The sequence below is a fragment of the Micromonospora sp. NPDC005291 genome (genome assembly GCF_040607415.1).
In the GTDB taxonomy this organism is placed as follows: Bacteria; Actinomycetota; Actinomycetes; order Mycobacteriales; family Micromonosporaceae; genus Micromonospora.
On the sequence record NZ_JBEXGR010000017.1, the window covers coordinates 33,229 to 56,481 of the forward strand.

Annotated in this window: 24 protein-coding genes and 1 pseudogene; 17 read left to right on the forward strand and 8 right to left on the reverse strand. The window is 72.6% G+C overall.

Translation table 11 applies throughout. From position 1 onward, the window contains the following. The first annotated feature begins 8 nt into the window (after positions 1–8). The 9 genes from ABZT18_RS21990 (at position 9) to hisF (ending at position 5,147) form a co-directional block, all read left to right on the forward strand. Positions 9–170 carry a hypothetical protein gene (locus ABZT18_RS21990; RefSeq protein ID WP_355252453.1) on the forward strand — a complete coding sequence of 54 codons (162 nt, stop codon included), beginning with the start codon at positions 9–11 and terminating at the stop codon, positions 168–170. Further along, a complete protein-coding gene (gene hisH / locus ABZT18_RS21995) occupies positions 167–802 on the forward strand; it encodes an imidazole glycerol phosphate synthase subunit HisH (protein WP_355252377.1) in 636 nt (211 codons plus the stop codon). Before ABZT18_RS21990 ends, hisH begins: the two co-directional genes overlap by 4 nt. A gap of 36 nt (positions 803–838) precedes the next feature. Further along, complete coding sequence (locus ABZT18_RS22000; RefSeq protein WP_354994828.1) at positions 839–1,162, forward strand: hypothetical protein; 324 nt, start codon at positions 839–841, stop codon at positions 1,160–1,162. A 16-nt stretch (positions 1,163–1,178) separates the two neighbouring features. Then, a complete protein-coding gene (priA, locus tag ABZT18_RS22005) occupies positions 1,179–1,904 on the forward strand; it encodes a bifunctional 1-(5-phosphoribosyl)-5-((5-phosphoribosylamino)methylideneamino)imidazole-4-carboxamide isomerase/phosphoribosylanthranilate isomerase PriA (protein WP_354994827.1) in 726 nt (241 codons plus the stop codon). Then, positions 1,901–2,290, forward strand: a complete 390-nt coding sequence (locus ABZT18_RS22010) for a Rid family hydrolase (protein WP_355252380.1) — start codon at positions 1,901–1,903, stop codon at positions 2,288–2,290. Before priA ends, ABZT18_RS22010 begins: the two co-directional genes overlap by 4 nt. A gap of 84 nt (positions 2,291–2,374) precedes the next feature. After that, positions 2,375–2,821, forward strand: a complete 447-nt coding sequence (locus ABZT18_RS22015) for a MarR family transcriptional regulator (protein ID WP_354994825.1) — start codon at positions 2,375–2,377, stop codon at positions 2,819–2,821. Positions 2,822–2,826: 5 nt separating this feature from the next. Further along, positions 2,827–3,258 (forward strand): organic hydroperoxide resistance protein, encoded by a 432-nt coding sequence (locus ABZT18_RS22020; RefSeq protein ID WP_354994824.1) that lies wholly within the window; start codon positions 2,827–2,829, stop codon positions 3,256–3,258. Between the two features lie 49 nt (positions 3,259–3,307). Further along, positions 3,308–4,306, forward strand: coding sequence for an NADP-dependent oxidoreductase (locus ABZT18_RS22025; RefSeq protein WP_355252383.1), 999 nt, complete (start codon positions 3,308–3,310; stop codon positions 4,304–4,306). Positions 4,307–4,379: 73 nt separating this feature from the next. Beyond that, positions 4,380–5,147 carry an imidazole glycerol phosphate synthase subunit HisF gene (gene hisF, locus ABZT18_RS22030; protein ID WP_354994822.1) on the forward strand — a complete coding sequence of 256 codons (768 nt, stop codon included), beginning with the start codon at positions 4,380–4,382 and terminating at the stop codon, positions 5,145–5,147. A gap of 5 nt (positions 5,148–5,152) precedes the next feature. Here the strand turns inward: hisF and ABZT18_RS22035 are convergent, their stop codons facing one another. Beyond that, a complete protein-coding gene (locus ABZT18_RS22035; protein ID WP_354994821.1) occupies positions 5,153–5,614 on the reverse strand; it encodes a hypothetical protein in 462 nt (153 codons plus the stop codon). A 101-nt stretch (positions 5,615–5,715) separates the two neighbouring features. Next, on the reverse strand, positions 5,716–6,402 hold the full coding sequence (locus ABZT18_RS22040; RefSeq protein WP_354994820.1) for a hypothetical protein: 687 nt from the start codon (positions 6,400–6,402) through the stop codon (positions 5,716–5,718). 59 nt (positions 6,403–6,461) lie between these two features. Here ABZT18_RS22040 and ABZT18_RS22045 point away from each other — a divergent pair, with 59 nt between their 5' ends. Then, a complete protein-coding gene (locus ABZT18_RS22045) occupies positions 6,462–7,919 on the forward strand; it encodes a PLP-dependent aminotransferase family protein (protein ID WP_354994819.1) in 1,458 nt (485 codons plus the stop codon). A gap of 164 nt (positions 7,920–8,083) precedes the next feature. After that, positions 8,084–9,388, forward strand: a complete 1,305-nt coding sequence (locus tag ABZT18_RS22050) for a low temperature requirement protein A (protein ID WP_354994818.1) — start codon at positions 8,084–8,086, stop codon at positions 9,386–9,388. Between the two features lie 45 nt (positions 9,389–9,433). On the opposite strand, the gene ABZT18_RS22055 is transcribed toward ABZT18_RS22050, so the two are convergent. The 3 genes from ABZT18_RS22055 to ABZT18_RS22065 form a co-directional block, all read right to left on the reverse strand. Next, positions 9,434–11,260, reverse strand: a complete 1,827-nt coding sequence (locus ABZT18_RS22055) for a long-chain fatty acid--CoA ligase (protein ID WP_354994817.1) — start codon at positions 11,258–11,260, stop codon at positions 9,434–9,436. A 138-nt stretch (positions 11,261–11,398) separates the two neighbouring features. Beyond that, on the reverse strand, positions 11,399–12,274 hold the full coding sequence (locus tag ABZT18_RS22060; protein WP_354994816.1) for a terpene synthase: 876 nt from the start codon (positions 12,272–12,274) through the stop codon (positions 11,399–11,401). A 198-nt stretch (positions 12,275–12,472) separates the two neighbouring features. Then, positions 12,473–13,102 carry a TIGR03085 family metal-binding protein gene (locus ABZT18_RS22065; RefSeq protein WP_354994815.1) on the reverse strand — a complete coding sequence of 210 codons (630 nt, stop codon included), beginning with the start codon at positions 13,100–13,102 and terminating at the stop codon, positions 12,473–12,475. A gap of 173 nt (positions 13,103–13,275) precedes the next feature. Between ABZT18_RS22065 and ABZT18_RS22070 the strand changes: the two genes are divergently transcribed. The 3 genes from ABZT18_RS22070 to ABZT18_RS22080 all read left to right on the forward strand — a co-directional run bounded on the left by ABZT18_RS22070 (position 13,276) and on the right by ABZT18_RS22080 (position 17,913). Next, positions 13,276–15,159, forward strand: coding sequence for an ABC transporter ATP-binding protein (locus ABZT18_RS22070; protein WP_354994814.1), 1,884 nt, complete (start codon positions 13,276–13,278; stop codon positions 15,157–15,159). A gap of 114 nt (positions 15,160–15,273) precedes the next feature. Further along, complete coding sequence (locus ABZT18_RS22075) at positions 15,274–17,064, forward strand: ABC transporter ATP-binding protein (protein WP_354994813.1); 1,791 nt, start codon at positions 15,274–15,276, stop codon at positions 17,062–17,064. Between the two features lie 99 nt (positions 17,065–17,163). After that, entirely contained in the window at positions 17,164–17,913 is a 750-nt protein-coding gene (locus ABZT18_RS22080) for a DUF2470 domain-containing protein (protein ID WP_354994812.1), read from the forward strand. Positions 17,914–17,919: 6 nt separating this feature from the next. Here the strand turns inward: ABZT18_RS22080 and ABZT18_RS22085 are convergent, their stop codons facing one another. From ABZT18_RS22085 to ABZT18_RS22095, 3 genes are read right to left on the reverse strand one after another with little or no spacing between them, the layout of a single operon-like run. Then, positions 17,920–18,516, reverse strand: a complete 597-nt coding sequence (locus tag ABZT18_RS22085; protein ID WP_354994811.1) for a TetR family transcriptional regulator — start codon at positions 18,514–18,516, stop codon at positions 17,920–17,922. 60 nt (positions 18,517–18,576) lie between these two features. After that, complete coding sequence (locus ABZT18_RS22090; protein WP_354994810.1) at positions 18,577–19,332, reverse strand: ABC transporter permease; 756 nt, start codon at positions 19,330–19,332, stop codon at positions 18,577–18,579. Further along, complete coding sequence (locus ABZT18_RS22095; RefSeq protein ID WP_354994809.1) at positions 19,329–20,081, reverse strand: ABC transporter ATP-binding protein; 753 nt, start codon at positions 20,079–20,081, stop codon at positions 19,329–19,331. Before ABZT18_RS22095 ends, ABZT18_RS22090 begins: the two co-directional genes overlap by 4 nt. A 559-nt stretch (positions 20,082–20,640) precedes the next feature. Here ABZT18_RS22095 and ABZT18_RS22100 point away from each other — a divergent pair. The 3 genes and pseudogenes from ABZT18_RS22100 to ABZT18_RS22110 all read left to right on the forward strand — a co-directional run. Beyond that, positions 20,641–20,964: pseudogene (locus tag ABZT18_RS22100) on the forward strand (phosphoribosyl-AMP cyclohydrolase); the annotation flags it as partial. Positions 20,965–21,144: 180 nt separating this feature from the next. Further along, positions 21,145–21,576, forward strand: coding sequence for a phosphoribosyl-AMP cyclohydrolase (gene hisI / locus ABZT18_RS22105; protein ID WP_354994974.1), 432 nt, complete (start codon positions 21,145–21,147; stop codon positions 21,574–21,576). A 117-nt stretch (positions 21,577–21,693) separates the two neighbouring features. Beyond that, positions 21,694–23,247 (forward strand): anthranilate synthase component I, encoded by a 1,554-nt coding sequence (locus tag ABZT18_RS22110; protein WP_354994808.1) that lies wholly within the window; start codon positions 21,694–21,696, stop codon positions 23,245–23,247. Positions 23,248–23,253: the final 6 nt, after the last annotated feature.

The following is a 23,253-nucleotide window of genomic DNA, read 5'->3' on the forward strand; positions in this document are numbered from 1 at the left end:
GAGCCGCGTTGCCGACGTTGTTGCTGATCCTGGCCGGGGTGCTGGTGGGCGGCACCTGGTCGCTGTACCGCCAGGGTGCGCCGAAGCCCGCCGTGGTCATCACCGCGCTGCTCGCGGTGCTCGCCACGGCCGCCGGGGTGCTCCGGCTGATCCCGGGGTCGGGCTCGTGACCGCCGACGTGGTGGTGCTCGACTACGGCTCGGGCAACCTGCGTTCGGCGGAGCGGGCGTTGGCTGCCGCCGGCGCGAGCGTACGGGTGACCGACGATCTGGCCGTCGCGACCGCCGCCGATGGTCTGGTGGTGCCGGGGGTGGGCGCGTACGCCGCGTGCATGGCGGGGATCGAGGCGCTCGGCGCCGGTCCGGTGATCGCCGAGCGGGTTGCCGCCGGCCGGCCGGTGCTCGGCATCTGCGTGGGCATGCAGGTGCTCTTCGAGCACGGCGACGAGCACGGTGTGGTGACCAAGGGGCTCGGGCTGCTGCCCGGCGGGGTGACGCGGCTGGCCGCCACCCGGTTGCCGCACATGGGATGGAACACGGTCCGGGCACCCCGGGAGTCGGTGCTGTTCGCCGGGCTGCCGGAGCAGAGCCGGTTCTACTTCGTCCACTCGTACGCGATGGGCGACCCGGCGGCGCTGGCCGCTGCCGGTGCCACGGTGACCACCGCCCACCACGACACGGATTTCGTCGCCGCGGTGGAGCGCGGTCCGCTCTCGGCGGCCCAGTTCCACCCGGAGAAGTCCGCCGACACCGGTGCCGCGCTGCTGCGCAACTGGCTTGCCACGCTGCCCAGCGGTGACTGAGCGTCGTCGCCCGGTGCCCGACCGACGGGCGTCGCGGTGAGCCGGGAACGGGCCCGTCGGCGGGCGGTGCGTGAGGCGGAGCAGGCCCGGGAGCGAGCGGTCCGGCAGCGTCAGGTGGCTCGCCGGCAACGCCGCCGCGCGGTGGTCCGCCGGTTGACGCCGCGGGTGCGGCGGGGCCGCTCCGGGCGGCTGGCCCGGCACACCCGGGGTGAGCGGGCCGCGATCGTGCTGCTCACCGGTGCGGCGCTGCTTCTGATCTGGACGTTCGTCGACAACCTGGCGTTGCGTATCGCGCTGATCGTGCTGTTGCTGCTTGTACTGCCGGCGATCGTCGTGATCGCCCTGGGCCGTCGTACCTGATCGAGGAGAAGTGACCTTGAGTCTCACCCTGTTACCCGCTGTGGACGTCGCCGACGGCCGGGCCGTCCGGCTCGTGCAGGGCGCCGTCGGTAGCGAGAGCATCTACGGCGACCCGTTGGACGCCGCGCTGGCCTGGCAGCAGGACGGCGCCGAGTGGATTCACCTGGTCGACCTGGACGCGGCGTTCGGTCGGGGCACCAACGCGCACCTGCTCGCTGAGGTGGTGCGCCAGTTGGACGTGAAGGTGGAGCTCTCCGGCGGCATCCGGGACGACGAGTCGCTGCGCGCGGCGTTGGGCACCGGGGCGGCCCGGGTGAACATCGGCACCGCCGCTCTGGAGGACCCGGTCTGGTGCGACCGGGTGGTCGGGGAGTACGGCGACCGGGTCGCCATCGGGCTGGACGTGCGTGGTCGTACCCTCTCCGCGCGTGGTTGGACCCGCGACGGCGGTGACCTGTTCGAGGTGCTGGAGCGCCTCGACAAGGCGGGCGCGAGCCGGTACGTGGTCACCGACATCACCAAGGACGGCACCATGCGGGGGCCGAACCTGGAGCTGTTGCGCGAGGTGTGTGCGCGTACCGACCGGCCGGTCATCGCCTCCGGTGGCGTGTCCACACTCGACGACCTGCGGGCGTTGGCCACGCTGGCGCCGCTCGGGGTCGAGGGTGTGATCGCCGGCAAGGCGCTCTACGCGGGTGCTTTCACCGTGGCCGAGGCGCTGCGCACGCTGGCCGAAGCGTGACGACCACCCGGCTCGGCTCAGGTGGTCCGTGGGAGCAGCGGTACGGCTACTCCCGGGTCGTTCGGGCCGGTGACCAGGCCTGGACGGCCGGCTGCACGGCCACCGTGGACGGTCGGGTGGTGCATGTCGGTGACGCCGCCGCGCAGACCGCGCAGGCGTTGCGGATCGCGCTGGCCGCGCTCGCCGAGGTGGGTGCGGAGCCGGGCGACGTGGTCCGGACCAGGATGTACGTGACCGATCGGCTGCACGCCGACGAGGTGGGCCGGGCGCACAACGTGGTCTTCGGCGCGGTCCGGCCGGCGGCGACGCTGGTGGTGGTGGCCGGTCTGTTGGACCCGGAGCACCTGGTCGAGGTGGAGTTGGAGGCGTACCTCGGCGGTCGCTGAGGTCGGCCCGGCGGTGACTGTCGTCATGGCTGGCCGTCGGCCCGATCAGTTGTGCACAATCTAATTGTGGGCTACGGTTCACCGGTGACCGATGATCTGGTGCTGCGCCGGCAGGTGTGCTTCGCGCTCTACGCCGCGTCGCGCGCCCTGACCGACGTCTACCGGCCGATCCTCGACGAGTTCGGGCTGACCTACCCGCAGTACCTGGTGCTGCTGGTGCTCTGGGAGCGTCCCGACGACGCCCCCACGGTGTCCGAGCTGGGCGCCGAGCTGCGGCTGGACTCCGGCACGCTCTCCCCGCTGCTCAAGCGGTTGGAGGGGGCGGGCCTGGTGGTCCGGCGGCGGTCGGTCCTTGACGAGCGGCGGGTCGAGGTGGGCCTCACCGAGCAGGGCCGGGCGCTGCGGGAGCAGCTCTGCGACGTCCCGTTGCGGATCGCGCAGGCCACCGGGCTGGGCTTCGGTGAGCTTGTCGCGCTGCGCGACACCCTCACCCGGGTCACCGACACCATCCACCGACAGAAGGAGCAGTGACCATCATGCAGGTTCTCTACACCGCATCCGCGACCGCCACCGGCGACGGCCGGGACGGCCGCGTCGAGACCTCCGACGGCACGTTCGCCCTCGACCTGGCCGCGCCGAAGGAGATGGGTGGTGCCGGTGGTGCCGCGAACCCCGAGCAGCTCTTCGCCGCCGGCTACGCGGCCTGCTTCCACTCCGCGCTGCGGCTGGTGGCCCGCCGGGCCAAGGCCGACGTGACCGGCTCCGTCGTCGCCGCCGAGGTCGGCATCGGCCCGAACGGCAGCGGCGGGTTCGGGCTCACCGTGCAGCTCGTCGTCGACCTGCCCGCCGTGCCCCGCGAGACTGCCGAGCAGGTTATCGAGCAGGCTCACCAGGTCTGCCCGTACTCCAACGCCACCCGCGGCAACGTCGACGTCACGCTGACCGTCCGCGAGACCCTGCCCGCCTGACGTCGCGGCTGCCCCAGGCCCCCACCGCGGACGAGAGGACGACCACTCCGTGACCAGCAACCGCCAGATCCACCTGGCCAGCCGCCCCCAGGGCTGGCCCACCGAGGACAATTTCCGGCTCGTCGAGACCGACGTCCCGACGCCCGGCCCGGGCCAGATCGTGGTCCGCAACAAGTACATGTCCGTCGACCCGTACATGCGCGGACGGATGAACGACGTCAAGTCGTACGTGGCACCGTTCGCGCTCGACGCGCCGCTCGACGGCGCCGCGATCGGCGAGGTGGTGGCCAGCGAGGCGGCGGACATCGCCGTCGGCGACACCGTCCTGCACGGGCTGGGCTTCCGGGAGTACGCGCTGCTCGACGCCACCGCCGCCCGTAAGGTCGACCCGAGCCTCGCCCCGGTCAGCGCGTACCTCAGCGTGCTGGGCATGCCCGGGCTGACCGCGTACGCCGGGCTGCTGGAGGTCGCCGCGATGAAGCCCGGCGAGACGGTCTTCGTCTCCGCCGCGGCCGGCTCGGTCGGCAGCCTGGTCGGTCAGATCGCCAAGCTCAAGGGTGCCGGCCGGGTGGTCGGCAGCGCCGGCTCGCCGGCCAAGGTCGAGCGGCTGCGGGCGTTGGGCTTCGACGCCGCTTTCGACTACCACGACGGGCCGGTCCGCGAATCGCTGCGGACGGCCGCCCCGGGCGGCGTCGACGTCTACTTCGACAACGTCGGCGGTGATCACCTGGAGGCGGCTATCTCGGCCATGAACCTGCACGGTCGGGCCGCCATCTGCGGCATGATCGCGCAGTACAACGACACCGAGCCACCGGCCGCGCCGCGCAACCTGGCGCTGGTCATCGGCAAGCGGCTCACCCTGCGCGGCTTCCTGGTCGGCGACCACAGCCACGTCCGTCCGGCGTTCGTCCAGGACGTCGCCGGCTGGCTGCGCGAGGGCACGCTGTCCTACGACGAGACGATCGTGGACGGCATCGAGAACGCCCCGGCGGCGTTCCTCGGTCTGCTGCGTGGCGAGAACCTTGGCAAGATGCTCGTCCGGGTGTGACCCGGACCTCGTTTGCGGCGGTCGACCCGATCGGGTCGGCCGCCGTGCCATCTGCGGACGATAGGCTCGCGGCATGACGGTGGCGGTACGGGTGATCCCCTGTCTGGACGTGGACGCCGGGCGGGTGGTCAAGGGGGTCAACTTCCTCGACCTTCGCGACGCCGGCGACCCCGTGGAACTGGCTGCCGCGTACGACCGGGCCGGCGCCGACGAGCTGACCTTCCTCGACGTCACCGCGTCGTCCAGCGACCGGGGCACCATGCTCGACGTGGTGCGCCGCACCGCCGAGTCGGTGTTCATCCCGCTGACCGTCGGGGGTGGCGTGCGGCAGGTCGCCGACGTCGACACGCTGCTGCGCGCCGGGGCGGACAAGGTGGGCGTGAACACCGCCGCCATCGCCCGGCCGGAGCTGATCTCCGAGATCGCCGACCGGTTCGGCCGCCAGGTGCTCGTGTTGTCCCTCGACGTACGCCGGGCGCCGGGCGGCGGCACGCCCAGTGGCTTCGAGGTCACCACGCATGGCGGCCGGCGTGGCACCGGGATCGACGCGGTGCGGTGGGCGCACCGGAGCGCCGAGCTGGGCGCGGGGGAGATCCTGCTCAACTCGATGGACGCCGACGGCACCAAGGCGGGCTTCGACCTGGAGCTGATCGCCGCGGTGCGGGCCGTGGTGGACGTGCCGGTCGTGGCCAGCGGCGGCGCCGGCGAGGTGGCCCACTTTCCGCCCGCGATCGGCGCCGGTGCGGACGCGGTGCTCGCCGCCAGCGTCTTCCACTTCGGTGAGCTGACCGTGGCCGAGGTCAAGGATGCGCTGCGTCACAGCGGTCATCCGGTGCGCTGAGCCGATCAGTGCCCGCTGGAGTGCCCCTCCGGTGACCGGCGGGGCGTGGGGATCGAGCGGACGGCGTACTCCTGAACGGCCGCCGCGTGGTCGGCCTCGTCCAGGCTCCAGTCGGCACTGCCCGGCGCGTGCCGGCGGGTCAGCACACCCTGCACGGTGTCCACCATGGTCGCCACACCGGCGCGGGGCCGGGTCCGCCAGAGCTGCTCACCCTCGGCGGTGATCCGGAACCAGCCGTCGGCGACGCTGACCAGGCCGGCGCCGACCAGCCGCTGGACCGCGGCCTCCACCTCGTGTCGCTGCGGGATCGCGTGGTTGAGATGGTCGGCGGTGGAGAGCACGTCGGTCAGACGGACGCCCTCCGGCCGTCGACTGGTCGCGGACCGATGGTGCCGCCCGGCCCCGCTCGCGATGACCAGCGAGACGAAGATCCACGCGTCCGTCCAGCGCCAACCAATCTCCCCCATGCAGAGATGATGACGGCGCGCGTCGCGGAAGGGAACACCCACCCTCCATCTGGCGAGCTGCGCCACCACGGCGTACCGGCTCGCGGACGGTCGGTGAGGGTTCAGCCGGCGGGAGCGACCGGTGCGGCGGTGCCCGGCGCGGGCGCGTCGGCGTCCGATGTGGGCGGTGCCGGTGCGGCGCGTTCGGGCACCGCGAAGAGCGGCATGAAGAGTTGTGCCAGTGGGCCGATGGCCAGCGCGTACGCCACGGTTCCCAGGCCGACCGTGCCGCCGAGCAGCCAGCCCAGCGCCAGCACGGTGACCTCGATGACCGTGCGCACCAGCCGGATCGACCAGCCCGGCCGGCGGGCCACGAAGCCGGTCATCAGGCCATCACGGGGGCCGGGACCCAGCCGGGCGCCGAGATACATACCGGTGGCGGCGCCGTTGGCGACGATCCCGGTGACCAGTAGCACGATCCGCACCCCGAGCGGGCCGCCGGACGGCATCAGGGCCAGTGTGGCGTCCACCACCAGACCGATCACCACCACGTTGCTGACCGTGCCGAGACCTGGTCGCTGCCGCAGCGGGATCCAGAGCAGCAGCACCAGCGCGCCGACCGCGATGGTGACCGTGCCGAAGGAGAGCCCGGTCAGTCTGGACAACCCCTGGTGGAACACGTCCCACGGGTCGAGGCCCAGGCCGGAGCGGATCATCAGGGCCATGCTGACCCCGTAGAGGACCAGCCCGACGTAGAGCTGGACCAACCGCCGCACCGGCCGGTGCCGAAGATTGCCAATCAGTGCCATGCATGCCACCCTAGGTGCCAATCCTCGCGGAGGAAGAGGCCAATATCCGAGGAGTGGCCATGACGGGTGAGCTTCGAGGCGTCCAATTGGCCCGCCTGCTCGGGCAGTGGCACGCCCTGCCGGGCCGGCGGCGCAGCCCCGACTACGCCGCCCTGGCCGGCACGGTGCGCGGCCTGCTCGCCGACGGCCGGCTGCCGCTGGGCGTCCGCCTTCCCGCCGAACGGGAGCTGGCCGAGGCGCTGCGGATCAGCCGGACCACGGTCACCGCCGCATACCGGCAGCTGCGCGAGACCGGGCATCTGGCCAGCCGTCGGGGCGCCGGCAGCTGGACGATGCTGCCCGGCAACCACCGGGTGGCCAGCACCGGCCTGTGGACCCCGCTGGACGACCGCGAGATGATCGACCTCGGTGTCGCCGCGCTGGCTGCCCCACCGCAACTGCTGGCGGCCGCCCGAGCCGCCGCCGAGGATCTGCCCCGCTACCTGGGCGGCGCCGGCTATCACCCGACCGGCATCATCGAGCTGCGCGAGGCGGTGGCCGACGCGTACACCGCCCGGGGCCTGCCCACCTCCGCCGACCAGATCATGGTCACCAGCGGCACCCAGCACGCACTGGACCTGGTGCTGCGGCTCGCCCTGGCCCCCGGCGGCAGCGTGCTGGTCGAGTCCCCGACCTACCCCAACGCGCTCGCCGCGCTGGCCGGCCGGCGGGCCCGGATCACCACTCACGGCCTGGCCACCGACGCTGGCGGCTGGGAACCCGATCTGCTGCTGGGCAGCCTCCGGCAGACCCGGCCCAAGCTCGCCTACCTGATCCCGGAGTTCCAGAACCCGACGGGTCACCTGATGCCCGCGTCGCTGCGGGAGCGGGTGGTGGCCGCCGCCCACGCCGTCGGCACCGACCTGGTCATCGACGAGTCCTTTGTGGACCTTCCGCTGGACGGCACCGAGCTGCCACCCCCGGTGGCCACCTTCGACCGGCACTCCCGGGTGGTCTCGATCGGCGGGATGAGCAAGCCCTACTGGGGTGGCCTGCGGATCGGTTGGGTGCGCGCCTCCGCCCCGCAGGTGCAGCGGCTGGCCGCCGTCCGGGTGGGGGTGGACATGGCCAGCCCGGTGCTGGACCAACTGGTCGCGGTGCACCTGCTCGCCGACGCCGATGCCATCGTCGCCGACCGCCGCGTCCAGTTGGCTGCCCAGCGCGACGCCCTGCTCGGCGCGCTGGAGCACCGCCTGCCGGACTGGCGGGTCACCGTGCCGCGCGGCGGTGTGACGCTCTGGGCCGAGTTGGACGGCCCGGTCTCCAGCGCGCTGGCCCGGGCCGCCGAGGAGGTCGGCGTACGGCTGGCACCCGGCCCCCGGTTCGGCCTGGACGGCACCCTGGAGCGCTTCCTGCGGCTGCCGTTCACCCTGCCTGCCGCCGACCTGGTGGAGGCCGTGGGGCGGATCGCCGCGGTCCGCTACGACCTGGACCGCACCGGCCGGCAGCGCTGGCGGGAGCCGGCCGTCATCGCCTGAGTCGCCGCCGATTGCGACCGACCGGGACCGACCCCGGCCAGGTTGCCCCGAACCGGTCCGCGCTCGTCGCGGACCGCCCGAGAAAGGGTGAGCGGGTAGCGCCGCGGTCCACCGGTCTGCCGGGAACGTGCCTTCGGCCCGGTCGTGACTGCCACAATCTGCTGGTGGGCGAGGGTGGTGGGGTGCGCGGGGTCCAGCGGAGCGCGCCGGGCTCCCGGGCGACCCGCCTCGAACTCTTCTACGACCTGATCTTCGTCTTCGCCTTTCTGAACGTCACCACCGTCACCGCCGGCAATCCGACCGTTGGCGGCCTGATCCGGTGCCTGGTGGTGCTGGCACTGCTCTGGTGGTGCTGGACGGGTTTCGCCGTGCTGGGCAACCTGGTCCGTACCGACCAGGGCATCGTCCCGCTGGTCGGCTTCGCCACCATGGCCGCCGCCTTCGTGCTGGCGCTGAGCCTGCCGAAGGCGTTCGTCGACCGCTCCGGCGGGCTCCCGGGCCCGATCGTCTTCGCGGCCGGCTACTTCCTGGTCCGGATGAGCGAGACGTCGATCTTCATCTGGGCCGGTCGCCGGAACCGGGACCTGCGCCGACGCTGGCGACTGTTCGCCCTGCCGCCGCTGCTGGCCACGTCGCTCATCGTCGTCGCCGCGCTGCTGCCGCAACGGTTCTTCGACGGCGCAGCCGAGGGGGTGGTCCGGCTGGTGCTCTGGCTCGCGGCCCTGGCCGTGGAGTACGGGGCCGGGTTCACGCTGCGCGGCACCGGCTGGACGGTGCTCTCCGCCGGGCACTGGGCGGAGCGGCACGGCCAGATCGTCCTGATCGCCCTCGGCGAGGCCATCATCGCGCTCGGGCTCGCTCCCGGCGGCAGCGCGATTCTGCCGCTGACCTGGCCGGCGCTCGTCGCCGCGGTGCTCGGCGTCGCGGTGGCCGCGGCGCTGTGGTGGGCGTACTTCGACACCCTGGCGCTCGGCATGGAACAGACCCTGCACCGGACCCGCGACCCCACCACCCGCGCCGCCCTGGCCCGCGACACCTACACCTACCTGCATCTGCCGGTCATCGCCGGCGTCATCCTGTTCGCGCTCGGGCTCAAGGGGCTGATCCACGAGGGAGCCGACGTCAGCACGCCGAGCTGGGGGGTTCCGCTGCCGAACTTCGACCTGCTGGCGCTCTACGGCGGGGTCGCGCTCTATCTGCTCACGCTCATCGTGCTCGGCCGGAAAATGCTCGCCGCCCCCCGCTGGCCCACGATCGGCGGAATCCTGCTGCTGCTCGTGTTGGTGCCGGTGGCCGGTTCGCTGCCTGAGCTGTCCGCGTTGACCATGCTGGCCGTGGCCACCTGGCTGGCCGTGGGGGCGCAGACGATCGTCGACGCCCAGCGCCGGCGCGGGGTCCGCGAGGTGGCGCTGGCGGAGCAGCTCGCCGTGGAGGAGGACCAGACGAGGTGGCGGGGCCACCACCTGTGAGGGCCCCGTGCCGGCGGGAAGCCGGGCACGGGACCCTCGGTGGAATCAGAGCTCGGCGAGGGTGCCGGCGTACATCTTGTCGATCTGGGAGGCGAAGTTGCTCTCCACACCACGTCGCTTGATCTTCAATGACGGGGTGATCTCGCCGTCCTCGATCGTCAGGTCGCGTGGCAGGATGGCCACCTTCTTGATCGTCTCCCAGCGGTTGAGCTTCGCGTTGAGCTGGGCGACGTACTCCTCGACCATCGTCTGAGCCTCCGGCGAGGCGGCGATCTCGGTGTAGCTGCGCCCCTCCAGCGGGCCGCCGGCGACCCAGCCCTGGATCGCGTCCGGGTCCAGCGTGACCAGCATCGTGCAGAAGTTGCGGGCCTGACCGACGACGACCGCCTGCGAGGTGTACGGGCAGATCGCCTTGAACATCCCCTCGATGTGCGACGGTGCGATGTACTTGCCGCCCGAGGTCTTGACCAGGTCCTTCTTGCGGTCCGTGATCCGCAGGTAGCCCTGCTCGTCGAGGGTGCCGATGTCGCCGGTACGGAAGAAGCCGTCCTCGGTGAACGCGGCGGCGGTCTCCTCCGGCAGGTTGTGGTAGCCGCGCATCACCGGCCGACCACGCAACAGGATCTCCCCGTCGGTGTCGATCCGGCACTCCAGATCACCCATCGCCCGGCCCACCGTGCCGATCTGCAGCCCGGCGGGCGGGTTGACGAAGTTCCCGGCGCTGGTCTCGGTCAGGCCGTAGCCCTCGGAGATCGGCAGGTTCGCCGCGGCGAAGAAGGTGGCGATCTCCGGGCTGAGCGGCGCGGCGCCGGACACCAGCACCCGCATCCGGCCGCCCAGGCGGGCCTGGAGCTTGCTGAACACCAGCTTCTCGGCCAGCCCGTAGCGCAGCTTCAGCCCGCCCGGCACCGGCTTGCCGGCCTGCTCCAGGGTCACCTTCTCCTTGCCGACGCCGACCGCCCAGGCGAAGATCTTCGCCTTCGCGCCGCCGCCGGCCTGCGCGGTGGTCACCGCCCGGTTGTAGACCTTCTCGAACACCCGGGGAGCGCCGCACATCAGCGTCGGCCGGATCACCGACAGCAGGTCGACCAGCTTGTCCACCCGCCCGTCGACGTAGGTGGGCAGCCCGACGTGGATGGCGCCGCAGAGCAGCGTCTTGCCGAACGAGTGGGCCAGCGGCAGCCACAGGTACTGCAGGTCGTCGTCACGCAGCAGCCCGACCTCCTCCTGCGCCACGGCCTCCCAGCACCAGCCGCCGTGCAGCAGCTCGACGCCCTTGGGTCGGCCGGTCGTGCCGGAGGTGTAGATCAGGGTGGCCAGGTGGTCCGGGCCGATGCCGGCCACGAGCATGTCGATCAGATCGGGCTCGGCGGCCAGCGCGGCGGTGCCCCGCTCCTCAAGCTCGGCGAGCGTCAGTTGCGGAATCGCGGCGGCCGGGTCGACGGCACCGTCGAGGAGCACCACGTGGGTCAGCGCGGGCAGGTCGGCGCCAGCGATCTTCGCCGCCTGGGCCGGGTTCTCCGCGAACAGCACCCTCGACGCGGAGTCGGCGATGATGTACGTCGCGTCCGCCGGCTCGGTGGTCGGGTAGACGGTGGTGGTCGCACCGCCGGCGCACATGATGCCGAGGTCGGCGATCACCCAGTCGAGTCGGGTGTTGGCGAGGATCGCGACCGGGTCCTCCTGGCCGACGCCCAGGCCGTGCAGGCCGGCGGCGACCGCCTTGGCGCGCCGACCGACCTGGTCCCAGGTCAGCCAGACGGGCCCCGAGTCGTCGGGGGTCGGGGACGCAAACGCGTTTCGGTCGGGGGTGGCCGCCACGCGCTTGAGGAACATGTCCGGGATGGAACGGTACGGTACATCGAGAGCCATCGCTGTAGCCGCCTTCGGGGGTGGTGGCGTGACGATCGTCACGTCATGATGGTTACCGAAGAGTATTGCCTGGCACCGTGCATCGGCTAGCCCTGGTGATCGTCCGGCCGTCCCGTCCCACCAACCGGTACGGTCGAATCAGGCGTACCGGGCAGCCACGAGTGACCAGTCGTAGGTGGCCCGGACCCAGTTGCGTCGGGCAGCCAGCGCGTGGCGCATCCCGTCGTTCCCGCTGGCCAGCAGCGCTTCCTCCGCATCCAGGTACGTCGCCAACCCCTGGTTGAACTGGTTCGCCGCAGCCCGGAGCGCGGCCGCCTCGTCCGCGCCGCTGTCCTGGGCGATCACCGTCACCAGGTTGTGCGCGTCCGGGTCGGCCTGGCTCTCCTTGCCGTAGGAGAAGAGGTCGTTGCACCAACAGACCAGGTCCACCGCCAGCAGATCCAGGGCGAGCAGCGCCGGATCGGCGCGCTGGGCCGACCCGGGTGGCTGTGCCGATGCCAGGTCGGTCAGGGTGAGGCACGGGTGCACGCCGCCGATGTGCCGGCGCAGTTGGACGTACTCCGTCACCTCGGGCACGCGCCGACGCTCCCGGTTGCCCGCCTCCCAGAGCAGTGCCAGCAGGTACTCCCGCATCTGGCTGACGAACCGCAGTAGCAGTGCCGCACGGTCGTACAGTCGGGTCCGGCGGCACAGGTCGTGCAGCGCGTCACCCAGCGGCCCCACGGCGGGCGGTACGACATCGGGGTCGCCGCACCGGTCCAGCACGTCGAGCAGAGTGCTGATCGCCGGCCCCAGCCGGACCGGGTCGGCGCCGAGGCCGTCCTCGTCGCAGGCGTCGTCCATCACGAAGAGCCAACTGATCAGGTCGGTGAGCAGCCGCAGCCCGTCCACCGATCCGTCCGGGCAGGCGCGGCCCGCCAGGCCGGCGGCATCGGCCCGTTGCAGCCGATGCACACGATGGTTCGAATCGACCAGCCCGAACGCGCGCGCCCACTCGACGCTCTCGCTCGCCACCTGCTCCGTGGCCTCATGGCGCCCCGTGGGAAACGGGGGCTGCCGCAGCGCCGAGATCGCGAAACTCCGCACAGTACGCCCCCACCTCGTGCCGCCCGGCGCGGAACGGCGCGGTGAAGCGTACGGGAGCAGGTATCAGTGTGTGTCACTGGGTGTGGAAGTTCCACAATGGAATTGTGACCGTTCACGTGCCGATGGTCACATGCCCAGGCCGGCGGCGCGTAGTCGTCGCGAGGCATCCGTCGAACCGTCCAGTTGGACCCTCGCCACCCGCTGCCGGCCGGAGAGGAACAGCACCAGCTCGGCCGGGGCACCCACCAACCGCAGCGGTTCGCCACCGCGACCGACGGAGATCTCACCGTGACCGGGTGCCTGCAAGAAGAGGTCCGCCGGAAAGCGGCGCAGAGCCAGGCGAGCCATCGGGACCACACGCTTCCAGAGCGTGCTCTGCAGGCCGGCGGGAAGGTCGCGCGGCTGCCACCCGGAGCCGGCGCGCCGCACGTCCTCGTGATGGATGAAGAACTCCATCGTGTTGGCCAGTTCGTCGGTCAGCGGGTTGCTGACCGGGCTCCACAGCGGCGGTCGTCGCACCTGCGCCACCAGCTCGGGGTAGGGCCGCGCGGCGAGTTGCCGACGGACCCGTTCGGCGTAGCCGCGCAGCGGCGGCAGCAGGATCCCGCCCGCCGCGTCCGGGCGGCGCTCCCGTAGCACCAGGTGCGCGGCGAGGTCACGGGTCGCCCAGCCCTCGTTGATCGTCGGGGCGTCCGGCCCGAGGGCCAGCAGGAGATCGGCCAGCGCCTCGCGCTCGGCTCGGGCGTACCTCGGCATGGCCCGATCGTAGGCCCGCCGGCCCGCCGGCGCGCGACAGCGGTCGCCGGGTCGGCGTCCGCCGCTCGCCGCCGTCCGGTACGTGACGGTCGACATATCCGTTCCGGGTCGGCGGTGCCGGTCCGGACCGGTAAGGATGAGGGAGATAATTGCGGCTTACGGCGGGGGAGAGCGTGGCGAGCAGGACAAGTCGGGATGTGCTCAGTCGAGGGCTGGGCGTCCTGCGGCAGGCGATCCGCGAGCAGCCACGGATCTTCGCGGTGGCGGTCGTCGGCAGCGTGCTGTTCGGCGGAATGATCATCGTCAGTGCGCGGGTCGTCGGGACGGTCATCGGCGACGTGGCGCTTCCAGCCATCGCTCGCGGCGAGGTGGGCGCCGGCACCCTGGCGCTGGCCGCGACCGCTCTGTTCGGGATCAGCGTGCTGCGGGTGGCGGGCATCGTCGGCCGCCGGCTCGGCGCCGGCTACATGCAGTACCGCCTCCAGGCCTCCTACCGCCGCCGGGTCACCCGTCGGTACCTGGAGCTGCCGCTGTCCTGGCACCACCGCAACTCGACCGGCACCCTGCTGTCCAACGCCAACTCGGACGTGGAGGCGGCCTGGTACCCCATCGCGCCGCTGCCCTTCGCCGTCGGCACGGTGGTGATGCTGGTCGGCGCGATCGTCTCGCTCTTCGCCACCGACTGGGCGCTCGCCCTGGTCGGCCTCGCGGTCTTCCCCGCGCTGTTCGCGCTCAACGTCGTCTACTCCCGCCGGATGGCGCCCCGGCAGGCCCGAGCGCAGCGCCTGCGCGCCGAGGTCAGCGGGATCGCCCACGAGAGCTTCGACGGCGCCCTGGTGGTCAAGACGATGGGCCGCGAGGCCCAGGAGACCGCCCGGTTCGCGGACCGCGCCGGCGAGTTGCGCGATTCGTTGATCGCGGTCGGTCGGCTGCGCGGCGTCTTCGACCCGCTGCTGGAGACGCTGCCCAGCCTCGGCACCCTCGCCGTGCTGGTGGTCGGGGCGTTCCGGCTGCGCCAGGGCGCGATCAGCGTGACCGAGCTGGTCAGCGTGGCCTTCCTCTTCACCGTGCTGGCCTTTCCGGTGCGGGCCATCGGTTGGGTCCTGGCCGAGCTGCCGCGCAGCGTCGCCGGCTGGGACCGGGTCCGCCGGGTCCTCGACGCCACCGGCGAGATGGCGTACGGGCAGCGCGTGCTCGACCCTGCCAGCCCCGGCCCGGCCACCCTCACCTTCAGCGACGTGCACTTCTCCTACCCGCCCGCCGAGGCGCACCAGCCCGGCGTGCAGGTCCTCGGCGAGGTCGGCTTCACGGTGCCAGCCGGTCGGACGGTGGCCCTGGTCGGGCCGACCGGCTCCGGTAAGTCCACCATCGCCTCGCTGGCGGTGCGACTCGTCGACCCGGACTCCGGCGTGGTCGCCCTCAACGGGGTGGACGTGCGCGAGCTGACCGCCGCGTCGCTGGCCGGCACCGTGGCCCTGGTCGCCCAGGTGCCGTTCGTCTTCGACGACACGGTCCGCGCCAACATCGCCCTCGACCGGGCGGGCATCGACGACGAGGCCGTCTGGGCGGCCCTGCGGCTGGCCGAGGCGGACGGTTTCGTCGCCGCGCTGCCCGATGGTCTGGACACCATGGTCGGCGAGCGGGGCACCTCGCTCTCCGGCGGGCAGCGGCAGCGGCTCACCCTGGCGCGCGCGCTCGCCGGCCGGCCGCGCCTGCTGGTGCTCGACGACGCGACCAGCGCGGTGGACCCGCGGGTGGAGGCGGCCATCCTGGCCGGGCTGCGGTCGTCGACCGCTGAGCCGGGGGTGCCGGCCGCGTCGATCCTGGTGGTGGCATATCGCCGGGCCACCATCGCGCTCGCCGACGAGGTCATCTACGTGGAGCAGGGACGAGTGGTGGCCCGGGGCACGCACAGCGAGTTGTTGGCGACCGTGCCCGGCTACGTCGACCTGGTCACCGCCTACGAGCAGGCGGAGGTCGAGCGAGCGCAGGAGAGCCCATACGGCGACGAGGTCGCGCCGCTGCCCTCGGGCCTGGAAATCGAGGTGGACCGGTGAGTGCGAGGAGTGCAGCGAAGCGGAGCCCCGCAGTCGCGAACGAAAGGCCAGCCCGGTGAGTGCGAGGAGTGCAGCGAAGCGGAGCCCCGCAGTCGCGAACGAAAGGCTGGCCCGGTGAGTGCGACGACGGGGAAGACTGACGAGCCCGTGGTGCGGGAGGAGACGACCTGGCAGACCCTGCGCCGTGGTCTGGCGCTCTCGCCGGAGCTACGGACCGGCCTGGCCGGCACCTTGGTCCTGGCGTTGGTCTACATGGTCGGTCGGGTGGCCGTGCCGGTCGCCGTTCAGCAGGGCATCGACCGCGGCATCGTCGGTGGCCTGAATCTGGACGTGGTCTGGTCGGTGGTGGCGATCACCGCGGCGATCCTGACGATCACGACGATCTGCGGCTATCTGATGATGCGGCGGCTGTTCACGGTCAGCGAGACGGCGCTGGCCAACGTACGGACGCGGGCGTTCCGGCACGTGCACGACCTGTCGATGTTGCACCAGCAGTCGGAGCGGCGCGGCTCGCTGGTCTCGCGGGTGACCAGCGACGTCGACCAGATCACCCAGTTCCTCCAGTGGGGCGGGGTGATCCTGCTGGTCAACCTCGGTCAGCTGGTGGTCACCACGGCCGTCATGCTCGCGTACTCCTGGCAGTTGACCCTGGTGGTGTTGGCCGCGTTCCTGCCGGCGGTGTTCGTCATCCGGCAGTTGCAGCGCCGCCTCGGCACGGCGTACGCGACGGTGCGCCAGCGCACCGGCTCGCTGCTCGGTGCGATCGGCGAGAGCGTGGTGGGCGCCCCGGTGATCCGGGCGTACGGCGTCGCGGGGCGCACCGCGCGGCGGCTGGACGAGGCGATCGACGGTCAGCGTCTGGCGCAGCAGCGGGCGATCCGGATCAGCATCGTGGGCAGCTCGGTCGGCGAGTTGGCCGCCGGGCTGGCACTGGCCGGTGTGGTGGTGCTCGGGGTGACGCTGGGTGTGGGCGGCACGCTGTCGATCGGCCAGCTGACCGCGTTCCTGTTCCTGGTGACGCTCTTCATCCAGCCGGTGCAGATCGCCACCGAGGTGCTCAACGAGGCGCAGAACGCGATCGCGGGCTGGCGTCGGGTGTTGGACGTGCTGGACGTCGTCCCCGACGTGGCCGACCCGGGGGAGCAGGGGCGGGATCTGCCGGGCGGGCCGCTGGACATCCGGTTCGCCGGTGTGCGGTTCGCCTATCCGGGTGGCCCGCCGGTGCTGCACGACATCGATCTGGAGATCCCGGCGAAGAGCCGGGTGGCGGTGGTCGGCGAGACCGGCAGCGGTAAGACCACCTTCGCCAAACTGCTCACCCGTCTGATGGATCCGTCGGCGGGGGCGGTGCTGCTGTCCGGGGTGCCGCTGGCGGAGGTCCGGTTCGACTCGCTGCGCTCCCGGGTGGTGATGGTGCCGCAGGACGGGTTCCTCTTCGACGCGACAGTGGGGGAGAATGTCCGGTTCGCCCGGCCGGAGTTGACCGACGAGCAGCTGAGCGCCGCCTTCACCGAGCTGGGCCTGTCGGACTGGCTGGACGGTCTGCCGGCGGGCCTGGACACGCCCGTCGGCGAGCGCGGCGAGGCGCTCAGCGTCGGGGAGCGGCAGTTGGTCGCGTTGGCCAGGGCGTACGTGGCCGACCCGGACCTGTTGGTGCTGGACGAGGCGACCAGTGCGGTGGACCCGGCGACCGAGGTGCGGTTGCAACGCACCCTGGACGCGGTCACCCGGGGTCGGACCACCCTCGCGATCGCGCACCGGCTCTCCACGGCCCAGGCCGCCGACGAGGTGATCGTGGTGGACCGGGGTCGGGTGGTGCAGCGCGGCCCGCACGACGAGCTGGTCCGCGATGCCGACTCGACCTACGGCCTGCTCTACGCCTCCTGGCTGGAGCAGACCCGATGACGCGGTGGCGTTGCGCCCGCGCTGATGTGGTGGACGCCGAAGGTCGGGTGCTCTAGGCTCCGGGTTAGGTAAGCCTAACCTCTGAAGGAGGTCGCGCCCATGCGGCCAAACCCCGCCGAGATCGTTCGTACCCTCGTCGCCGGCCGGCTGCCCGGTCTCGTCCACCTGGCCCACCGGCCGGGCCCGCACCATGCCCGGCACGTGACCGACCCGGACGGGCGGGTGTTGCTGCTGGTCCCGGTGGCCAGCCACCTGGCCGCCGCGCTGCAACCGGCTGCCGGGGGCACCGACGTCGCGGTGGTGCTCGACGTCCTCGACCTGCCGCCCGCCGCCGGCGCGCCCGGTCTGGGTCGGGCATGGGTCTCCGGCTGGGCGGCTGAGCTGCACGGCGACGAGGCCCGCCACGCGGCGGTCGACTTCGCCGTGGTGGAGCCGACCGGCGACCTGCTCGACCTGGGCACCCGGTTCCGGCTGTACCGCTTCGAGGTGGTCGAGGTCCGCTGGGAGCGGGCCGGCGTCGTGCGACGGATCGACCCGGGGGAGTACGCCGAGGCCGAGCCGGACCCGGTGCACCCGGTCGAGGCGCGGCTGCTCGCCGACCTCGCCGAGCGCGACAGCGCCCAGGTGACCGAGTATCTGCGTCGGCAGCTCGGGTTGACCGAGCAGACCCCGGACGGGCCGCCCCGGGTGGTGCGCATCGATCGCTACGGGCTGGTGGTCGCCCTCGGACGACCCGGCGCCCGGCGTCGGATCCGGCTGGCCTTCCCGTGCCCCGTGGCCGACCCGACCGACCTGGCCCGGCTGCTGCCGCCGCTGCGCCGCCCCGCCGAGGCCCGCCCGCCAGGCTGACCGCCTCTAGGACGGCAGTGGTCCGGTGAGGTACCGCTGGATGGTGGGGCCGATCGCGGCGACCAGGGTCTCCGGGTCGGCAGAGGCGACCGGCTCCATCCGCACGACGTGCCGGATCATGGCCAGGCCGATCAGCTGGGTGGCCACCAGGGAGCCGCGTAGCGGCAGCTGGGCAGGGTCGACCTCGAGGTGATCGAGCACCCGGCGCAGCATCTGGGTGGTGACGAAGTCGCGCAGCAACCGAGCGGTCCACTCGTTGCTCACCGCGGAGCGCAGCAGCGCCTGCGCGGCGCTGCCGGCCGGGGAGTCCCAGACGGTGAGGAAGGTGCGCACCAGGCGCTCACCAATGCCGTCCCGGTCGCCGGCGAGCACCTTCGGCATCAGCTGACCGGGGTCGACCGGGAAGTTCATCGCGGCCAGGAAGAGTTGGTCCTTGCTGCCGAAGTAGTGGTGCACCAGCGCTGGATCGACTCCGGCGGTGGCGGCGATGGCGCGGATCGAGGAGGCGTCGAAGCCACGCTCGGCGAACGCCGTCCTCGCCGCGTCGAGGATCGCCTCCCGGGTGTCCGGGTTGCCGGGTCGCCGGCCGGTCCGCCGCGTCATCGCCACCTCGTTCGTCCACCTGGGGGCGCCGTGGGCCGGCCGGCCCACGGCGCCGCAGTTTCAGCCGCTACGCCGGCGCAGGGTGGCCGCCGCGAGCACCAGCGCCAGCACCACCGAGCCGAGCACCACCGCCACGTCCCGCCACATCCTGCCGGTCGGCTCGGCGTGGGCGCCGACCTCCTGTAACGCCTCGATGGCGTACGACAGGGGGAAGGCGTCACTGAGCGCCTGGAGCCAGCCGGCCATCTGGTCGCGGGCCACGAACAGCCCGCAGAGCAGCAGTTGGGGGACGACGACGACCGGCAGGAACTGTACTGCCTGGAACTCGGTGCGGGCGAAGGCGCTGCAGAGCAGCCCGAGCGCGACGCCGAGCACGGCGTCGATGACCGCGATCCCGATCACCAGACCGACACTGCCGGCCGTGTGCAAATCGAAGATCCAGTACGCCACACCGGCGGCGACCGAGGCCTGCACGGCGGCGGCCAGCCCGAACGCGATGCCGTACCCGAAGAGCAGGTCGAGCTTGCCCAGCGGCGTGGTGAGCAGCCGCTCCAGGGTGCCGGAGGTGCGTTCCCGGAGCATGGCGATGCTGGTCACCAGGAACATGATCACGAACGGGAAGATGCCCAACATCACCAGCGCGATCCGGTCGAACATCGTCGGCTGCCCAGGTGGGGTCGGCTGGTCGACGTACATGAAGTAGACCAGGGTGAGCAGGGCGGCCGGCACCACCACGAGCAGCGCGATGGTCCGCCGGTCGTGCCGGAGCTGACGCAGGATGCGGCCCGTGGTGGCCGCCAGGATCCGCGGATTCACGATGCCTCCCTGTTTCGCGACTGCGGGGCTCGCAAGCCCGGCTCGCCGGCCCGGATCAGTCGCAGGAACGCCTCGTCGAGGTCGTCCACGCCGGCGGCGGCGCGGATCGCGGCCGGGCTGTCGTCGGCGATCAACCGCCCCTGGCGGATCAGCAGCAGTCGGTCGCAGCGGGCCGCCTCGTCCATCACGTGGCTCGACACCAGCAGGGTGGTGCCGGCGGCGGCCATCGCGTGGAACTGGGCCCACAGATCGGCCCGCAGCACCGGGTCCTGACCGACGGTCGGCTCGTCGAGGATGACCAGCTCCGGCTCCCCGACCAGGGCGCAGGCCAGTGAGGCCCGGCTGCGTTGACCGCCGGACAGGGTGGCGACCAGTTGGCCAGCCGCCTCGGCCAGCCCGACGTCGCTGATCGCCCGGTCGGCCTCGACGCGACCCCGCCCGTGCAGGGCCGCGAAGTAGCGGGCGTTCTCCCGGACGGTCAGGTCCGCGTAGACGCTCGGCGCCTGGGTCAGGTAGCCCACCTGGTGCCGCAGCGCGGGGGCGCCCGCCGGTTGACCCAGCACGGTGACCGTTCCGCCGCTGACCACCTGCACCCCGACCACCGCGCGCATGAACGTGGTCTTGCCGCTGCCACTGGGGCCGAGCAGCCCCGTGACGGCGCCACGCTGGACGCGGCAGCTGATGCCGTCCAGCACCCGCCGCCCGCCCCGGACGACAACCAGGTCGCGGACGGCTATCGCGTCGTCCATTCCGCACCTCCAAGGAAACTCATCATGTGTTGAACTCAACGCTAGATGAAATGCTGCTGCCGGTGCAACGGTCAGCACCGACGGTCGGACCGCCTACCGTTGCGCCGAGCGCGAGAACGGGCAGTAGGCTCCGGACCGGACACCAGGTCCGCCAACGGGCATTGCGCGCTGATCGGACGTACGGCACGATGGCGCGGTGGGTCACGCTCCGTTACCGGATAGCGGTTTTCTTGAGGACTGGGCCGCGCGGTTGCGGCAGGCCGCCGAGCGGCCGGTCGTCGGCATCCTGCTGCGCGGCAGTCACGCCCGCCGCGCCGCCACCGCACACAGCGACGTCGACCTCGACGTGCTGGTCGGCGGCGCCCCGTACGCCGCCCGGCGCGCGTACCTGGCCGAATCCGCAGGCCGGGTCACCCACGTCTCGGTGGCCGCCCACGACGTGCGCTCCTGGGTGCACCGACTCGGCGAGCCGGCGGACTGGGCGTTCGGGCTGCCGGTCACCGCACCGGCGCGGCTGCTCTGGGCCGACCCGCACTGGCGGCCCCGGATCGATCTGCCGGTGCTCTGCCAGCCCGCCGAGCCACCCCGACTCGAAGAGCTGATCGCCTCGCTGGGTAAGGCCGCCGCCGCGCGGGCCGCCGACGACCGTCCCGGGGTCCGGCTCGCCGTCGCCGACCTGGCCCGGCTCTGCCCATCGGTCCTGCGCCCGGCCAACCCGTCGGTGCGGGTCCACTCCCGCCGGGCGGCCTTCGCGGCGGCCCTGGAACTGCCGGTGGCTCCACCCGGTTACCGGGCGGACATGCTGCTCTGCCTCGGGCTTCGCCCGGGTGCCACCGGCCAACTCTGGGCCGCCGCCGTCCGGCTGGTCACCGGCACACTGCCGTTGATCCGACCGTACGCCGAGGAGATCGCCGACACGGCCGGCGCGGACCTGGCCGCCGCCCTGGTCGACGGCCGGCTGGACCGTTACGTGGCCCAGCTGGCCCGGCCCGCCGGGCTCCCGCCGCAGCCCCTGCGGGAGCGGTCGCCGGTGCCCTCGCCGCGTGCGGGACAATTGGTCACTGTGCCCGTACCTGACGCGCCGGTGACCGGCGTTCCCAGCGATCCGACCGGTCCGGCCGCGCCCGTGCCGGCCCGTCCGTCCCGGCTCGACCCCGCCATCGCGGCCCGCCTGCGCCGCACCCCCGACGGTCTGGTCGCCGCCGTGGTCCGCGCGCACGAGACCGGCGAGGTGCTGATGGTCGCCTGGATGGACGACGAGGCGCTACACCGCACCCTCACCACCGGCCGGGCCACCTACTGGTCGCGCAGCCGACGCGAATACTGGGTCAAGGGCGCCACCTCCGGGCACCACCAGTACGTCCGCTCGGTCGCGCTGGACTGCGACGGGGACGCGCTGCTGGTGAGCGTGGACCAGGTCGGCGCCGCCTGCCACACCGGGCACCGGACCTGCTTCTTCACCGAGCTTCCCGTCACCACCCCGGAGTCTCGGTGAGCGCGAGGAGTGCAGCGCAGCGGAGCCCCGCAGTCGCGAACGAAAGGCAGGCTCGGTGAGCGTGGGGAGTGCAGCGCAGCGGAGCCCCGCAGTCGCGAACGAAAGGCAGGCTCACCCATGACCGACGGCACCGTCAGCCCCGACCCGGCCACCTTCACCGAGCTGGCCGCCCACTGGCGGGTGGTGCCGGTCACGCGGCGGCTGCTGGCCGACGCGGAGACCCCGGTCGGGGTCTACCGGAAGCTCGCCGGTGGGCCGGGCACGTTCCTGTTGGAATCGGCCGAGCAGGGCGTCGGCTCCGCCGGCATGGCCTGGTCGCGGTACTCCTTCATCGGCGTACGCAGCAGCGCGACCCTCATCGAGCGGGACGGGGTGGCGACCTGGCTCGGCCAGCCGCCGGCCGGGCTGCCCACCGAGGGTGACCCGGTGCGGGTGCTGCGGGAGACGGTGGCGGCGCTGGCCGGGCCGGTCGGGGACCCGTCCGACGGCCTGCCGCCGCTGACCGGGGGGATGGTCGGTTACCTCGGCTACGACCTCATCCGCCGCTTCGAGCGACTGCCCGAGCTGACCGAGGACGACCTGGGCGTGCCGGAGCTGGGCATGATGCTCGCCACCGATTTGGTGGTGCTCGACCATTACGACGGCTCGGCGATTTTGGTCGCCAACGCGGTGCTGCCGCCGCTGGACGCCCCGGACCGCGCCCCGCAGGTCGCCGCCGCGTACCACCACGCGGTCGGCCGGCTTGACGCCATGACCACCGCCCTGTCCCGGCCCATCCCGCCGATGATCTCCACCGTCGAGCGTCCCCCCGCCGGGGAGGTGCTCTGCCGTACGCCCGACGGCGGTTACCCGAAGGCGGTGGAGTCGGCAAAGGAGGCGATCCGGGCCGGCGAGTGCTTCCAGATCGTGCTCTCCCAGCGCTTCGAGAGGTCGACCCACGCCGACCCCCTGGATGTCTACCGGGTGCTGCGCACCAGCAACCCCAGCCCTTATATGTACCTGCTGCGCTTCGACGGGTTCGACATCGTCGGCTCGTCCCCCGAGGCGCACCTGAAGGTCACCGGCTCTGCGGACGGGCGGCGCCGGGCGCTGCTGCACCCGATCGCCGGCACCCGGCCGCGCGGCGGCACCCCCACCGCCGACGCCGCGCTCGCCGCGGAGCTGCTCGCCGACCCCAAGGAACGGGCCGAGCACGTGATGCTGGTCGACCTGGGCCGCAACGACCTGGGCCGGGTCTGCCAACCCGGCAGCGTCGAGGTGCCCGAGTTCGCCACGGTCGAGCGGTACAGCCACGTCATGCACATCGTCTCCACCGTCACCGGCACGCTACGTGACGACCAGACCGCGTTCGACGCGCTTGCCGCGACCTTCCCGGCCGGCACGCTCTCCGGCGCGCCCAAGGTGCGGGCCATGGAGATCATCGAGGAACTGGAACCGGTCCGACGCGGCCTCTACGGCGGCACGGTCGGCTACTTCGGCTTCGGCGGCGACCTGGACATGGCGATCGCCATCCGGACCGCGCTCATCCGCGACGGCCGCGCCTACGTGCAGGCCGGTGCGGGGGTGGTCGCCGACTCGGACCCGGCCGCCGAGGACGAGGAGACGCGGAACAAGGCTGCGGCCGTGCTGGCGGCGATCGCGGCGGCCGAAACGTTGCGGCCGGCTCGGTGAGCGCGA

Excerpts from the sequence above, each read along its gene's own strand:
- ABZT18_RS22110 (WP_354994808.1), top strand. The coding sequence starts at position 21,694 with ATGACCGACGGCACCGTCAGCCCCGACCCGGCCACCTTCACCGAGCTG.
- ABZT18_RS22080 (WP_354994812.1), top strand. The coding sequence starts at position 17,164 with ATGCGGCCAAACCCCGCCGAGATCGTTCGTACCCTCGTCGCCGGCCGG.
- ABZT18_RS22065 (WP_354994815.1), bottom strand. The coding sequence starts at position 13,102 with ATGCCGAGGTACGCCCGAGCCGAGCGCGAGGCGCTGGCCGATCTCCTG.
- ABZT18_RS22085 (WP_354994811.1), bottom strand. The coding sequence starts at position 18,516 with ATGACGCGGCGGACCGGCCGGCGACCCGGCAACCCGGACACCCGGGAG.
- ABZT18_RS22095 (WP_354994809.1), bottom strand. The coding sequence starts at position 20,081 with ATGGACGACGCGATAGCCGTCCGCGACCTGGTTGTCGTCCGGGGCGGG.
- ABZT18_RS22040 (WP_354994820.1), bottom strand. The coding sequence starts at position 6,402 with ATGGCACTGATTGGCAATCTTCGGCACCGGCCGGTGCGGCGGTTGGTC.
- ABZT18_RS22045 (WP_354994819.1), top strand. The coding sequence starts at position 6,462 with ATGACGGGTGAGCTTCGAGGCGTCCAATTGGCCCGCCTGCTCGGGCAG.
- ABZT18_RS22020 (WP_354994824.1), top strand. The coding sequence starts at position 2,827 with ATGCAGGTTCTCTACACCGCATCCGCGACCGCCACCGGCGACGGCCGG.
- hisF (WP_354994822.1), top strand. The coding sequence starts at position 4,380 with ATGACGGTGGCGGTACGGGTGATCCCCTGTCTGGACGTGGACGCCGGG.
- ABZT18_RS22055 (WP_354994817.1), bottom strand. The coding sequence starts at position 11,260 with ATGGCTCTCGATGTACCGTACCGTTCCATCCCGGACATGTTCCTCAAG.
- ABZT18_RS22035 (WP_354994821.1), bottom strand. The coding sequence starts at position 5,614 with ATGGGGGAGATTGGTTGGCGCTGGACGGACGCGTGGATCTTCGTCTCG.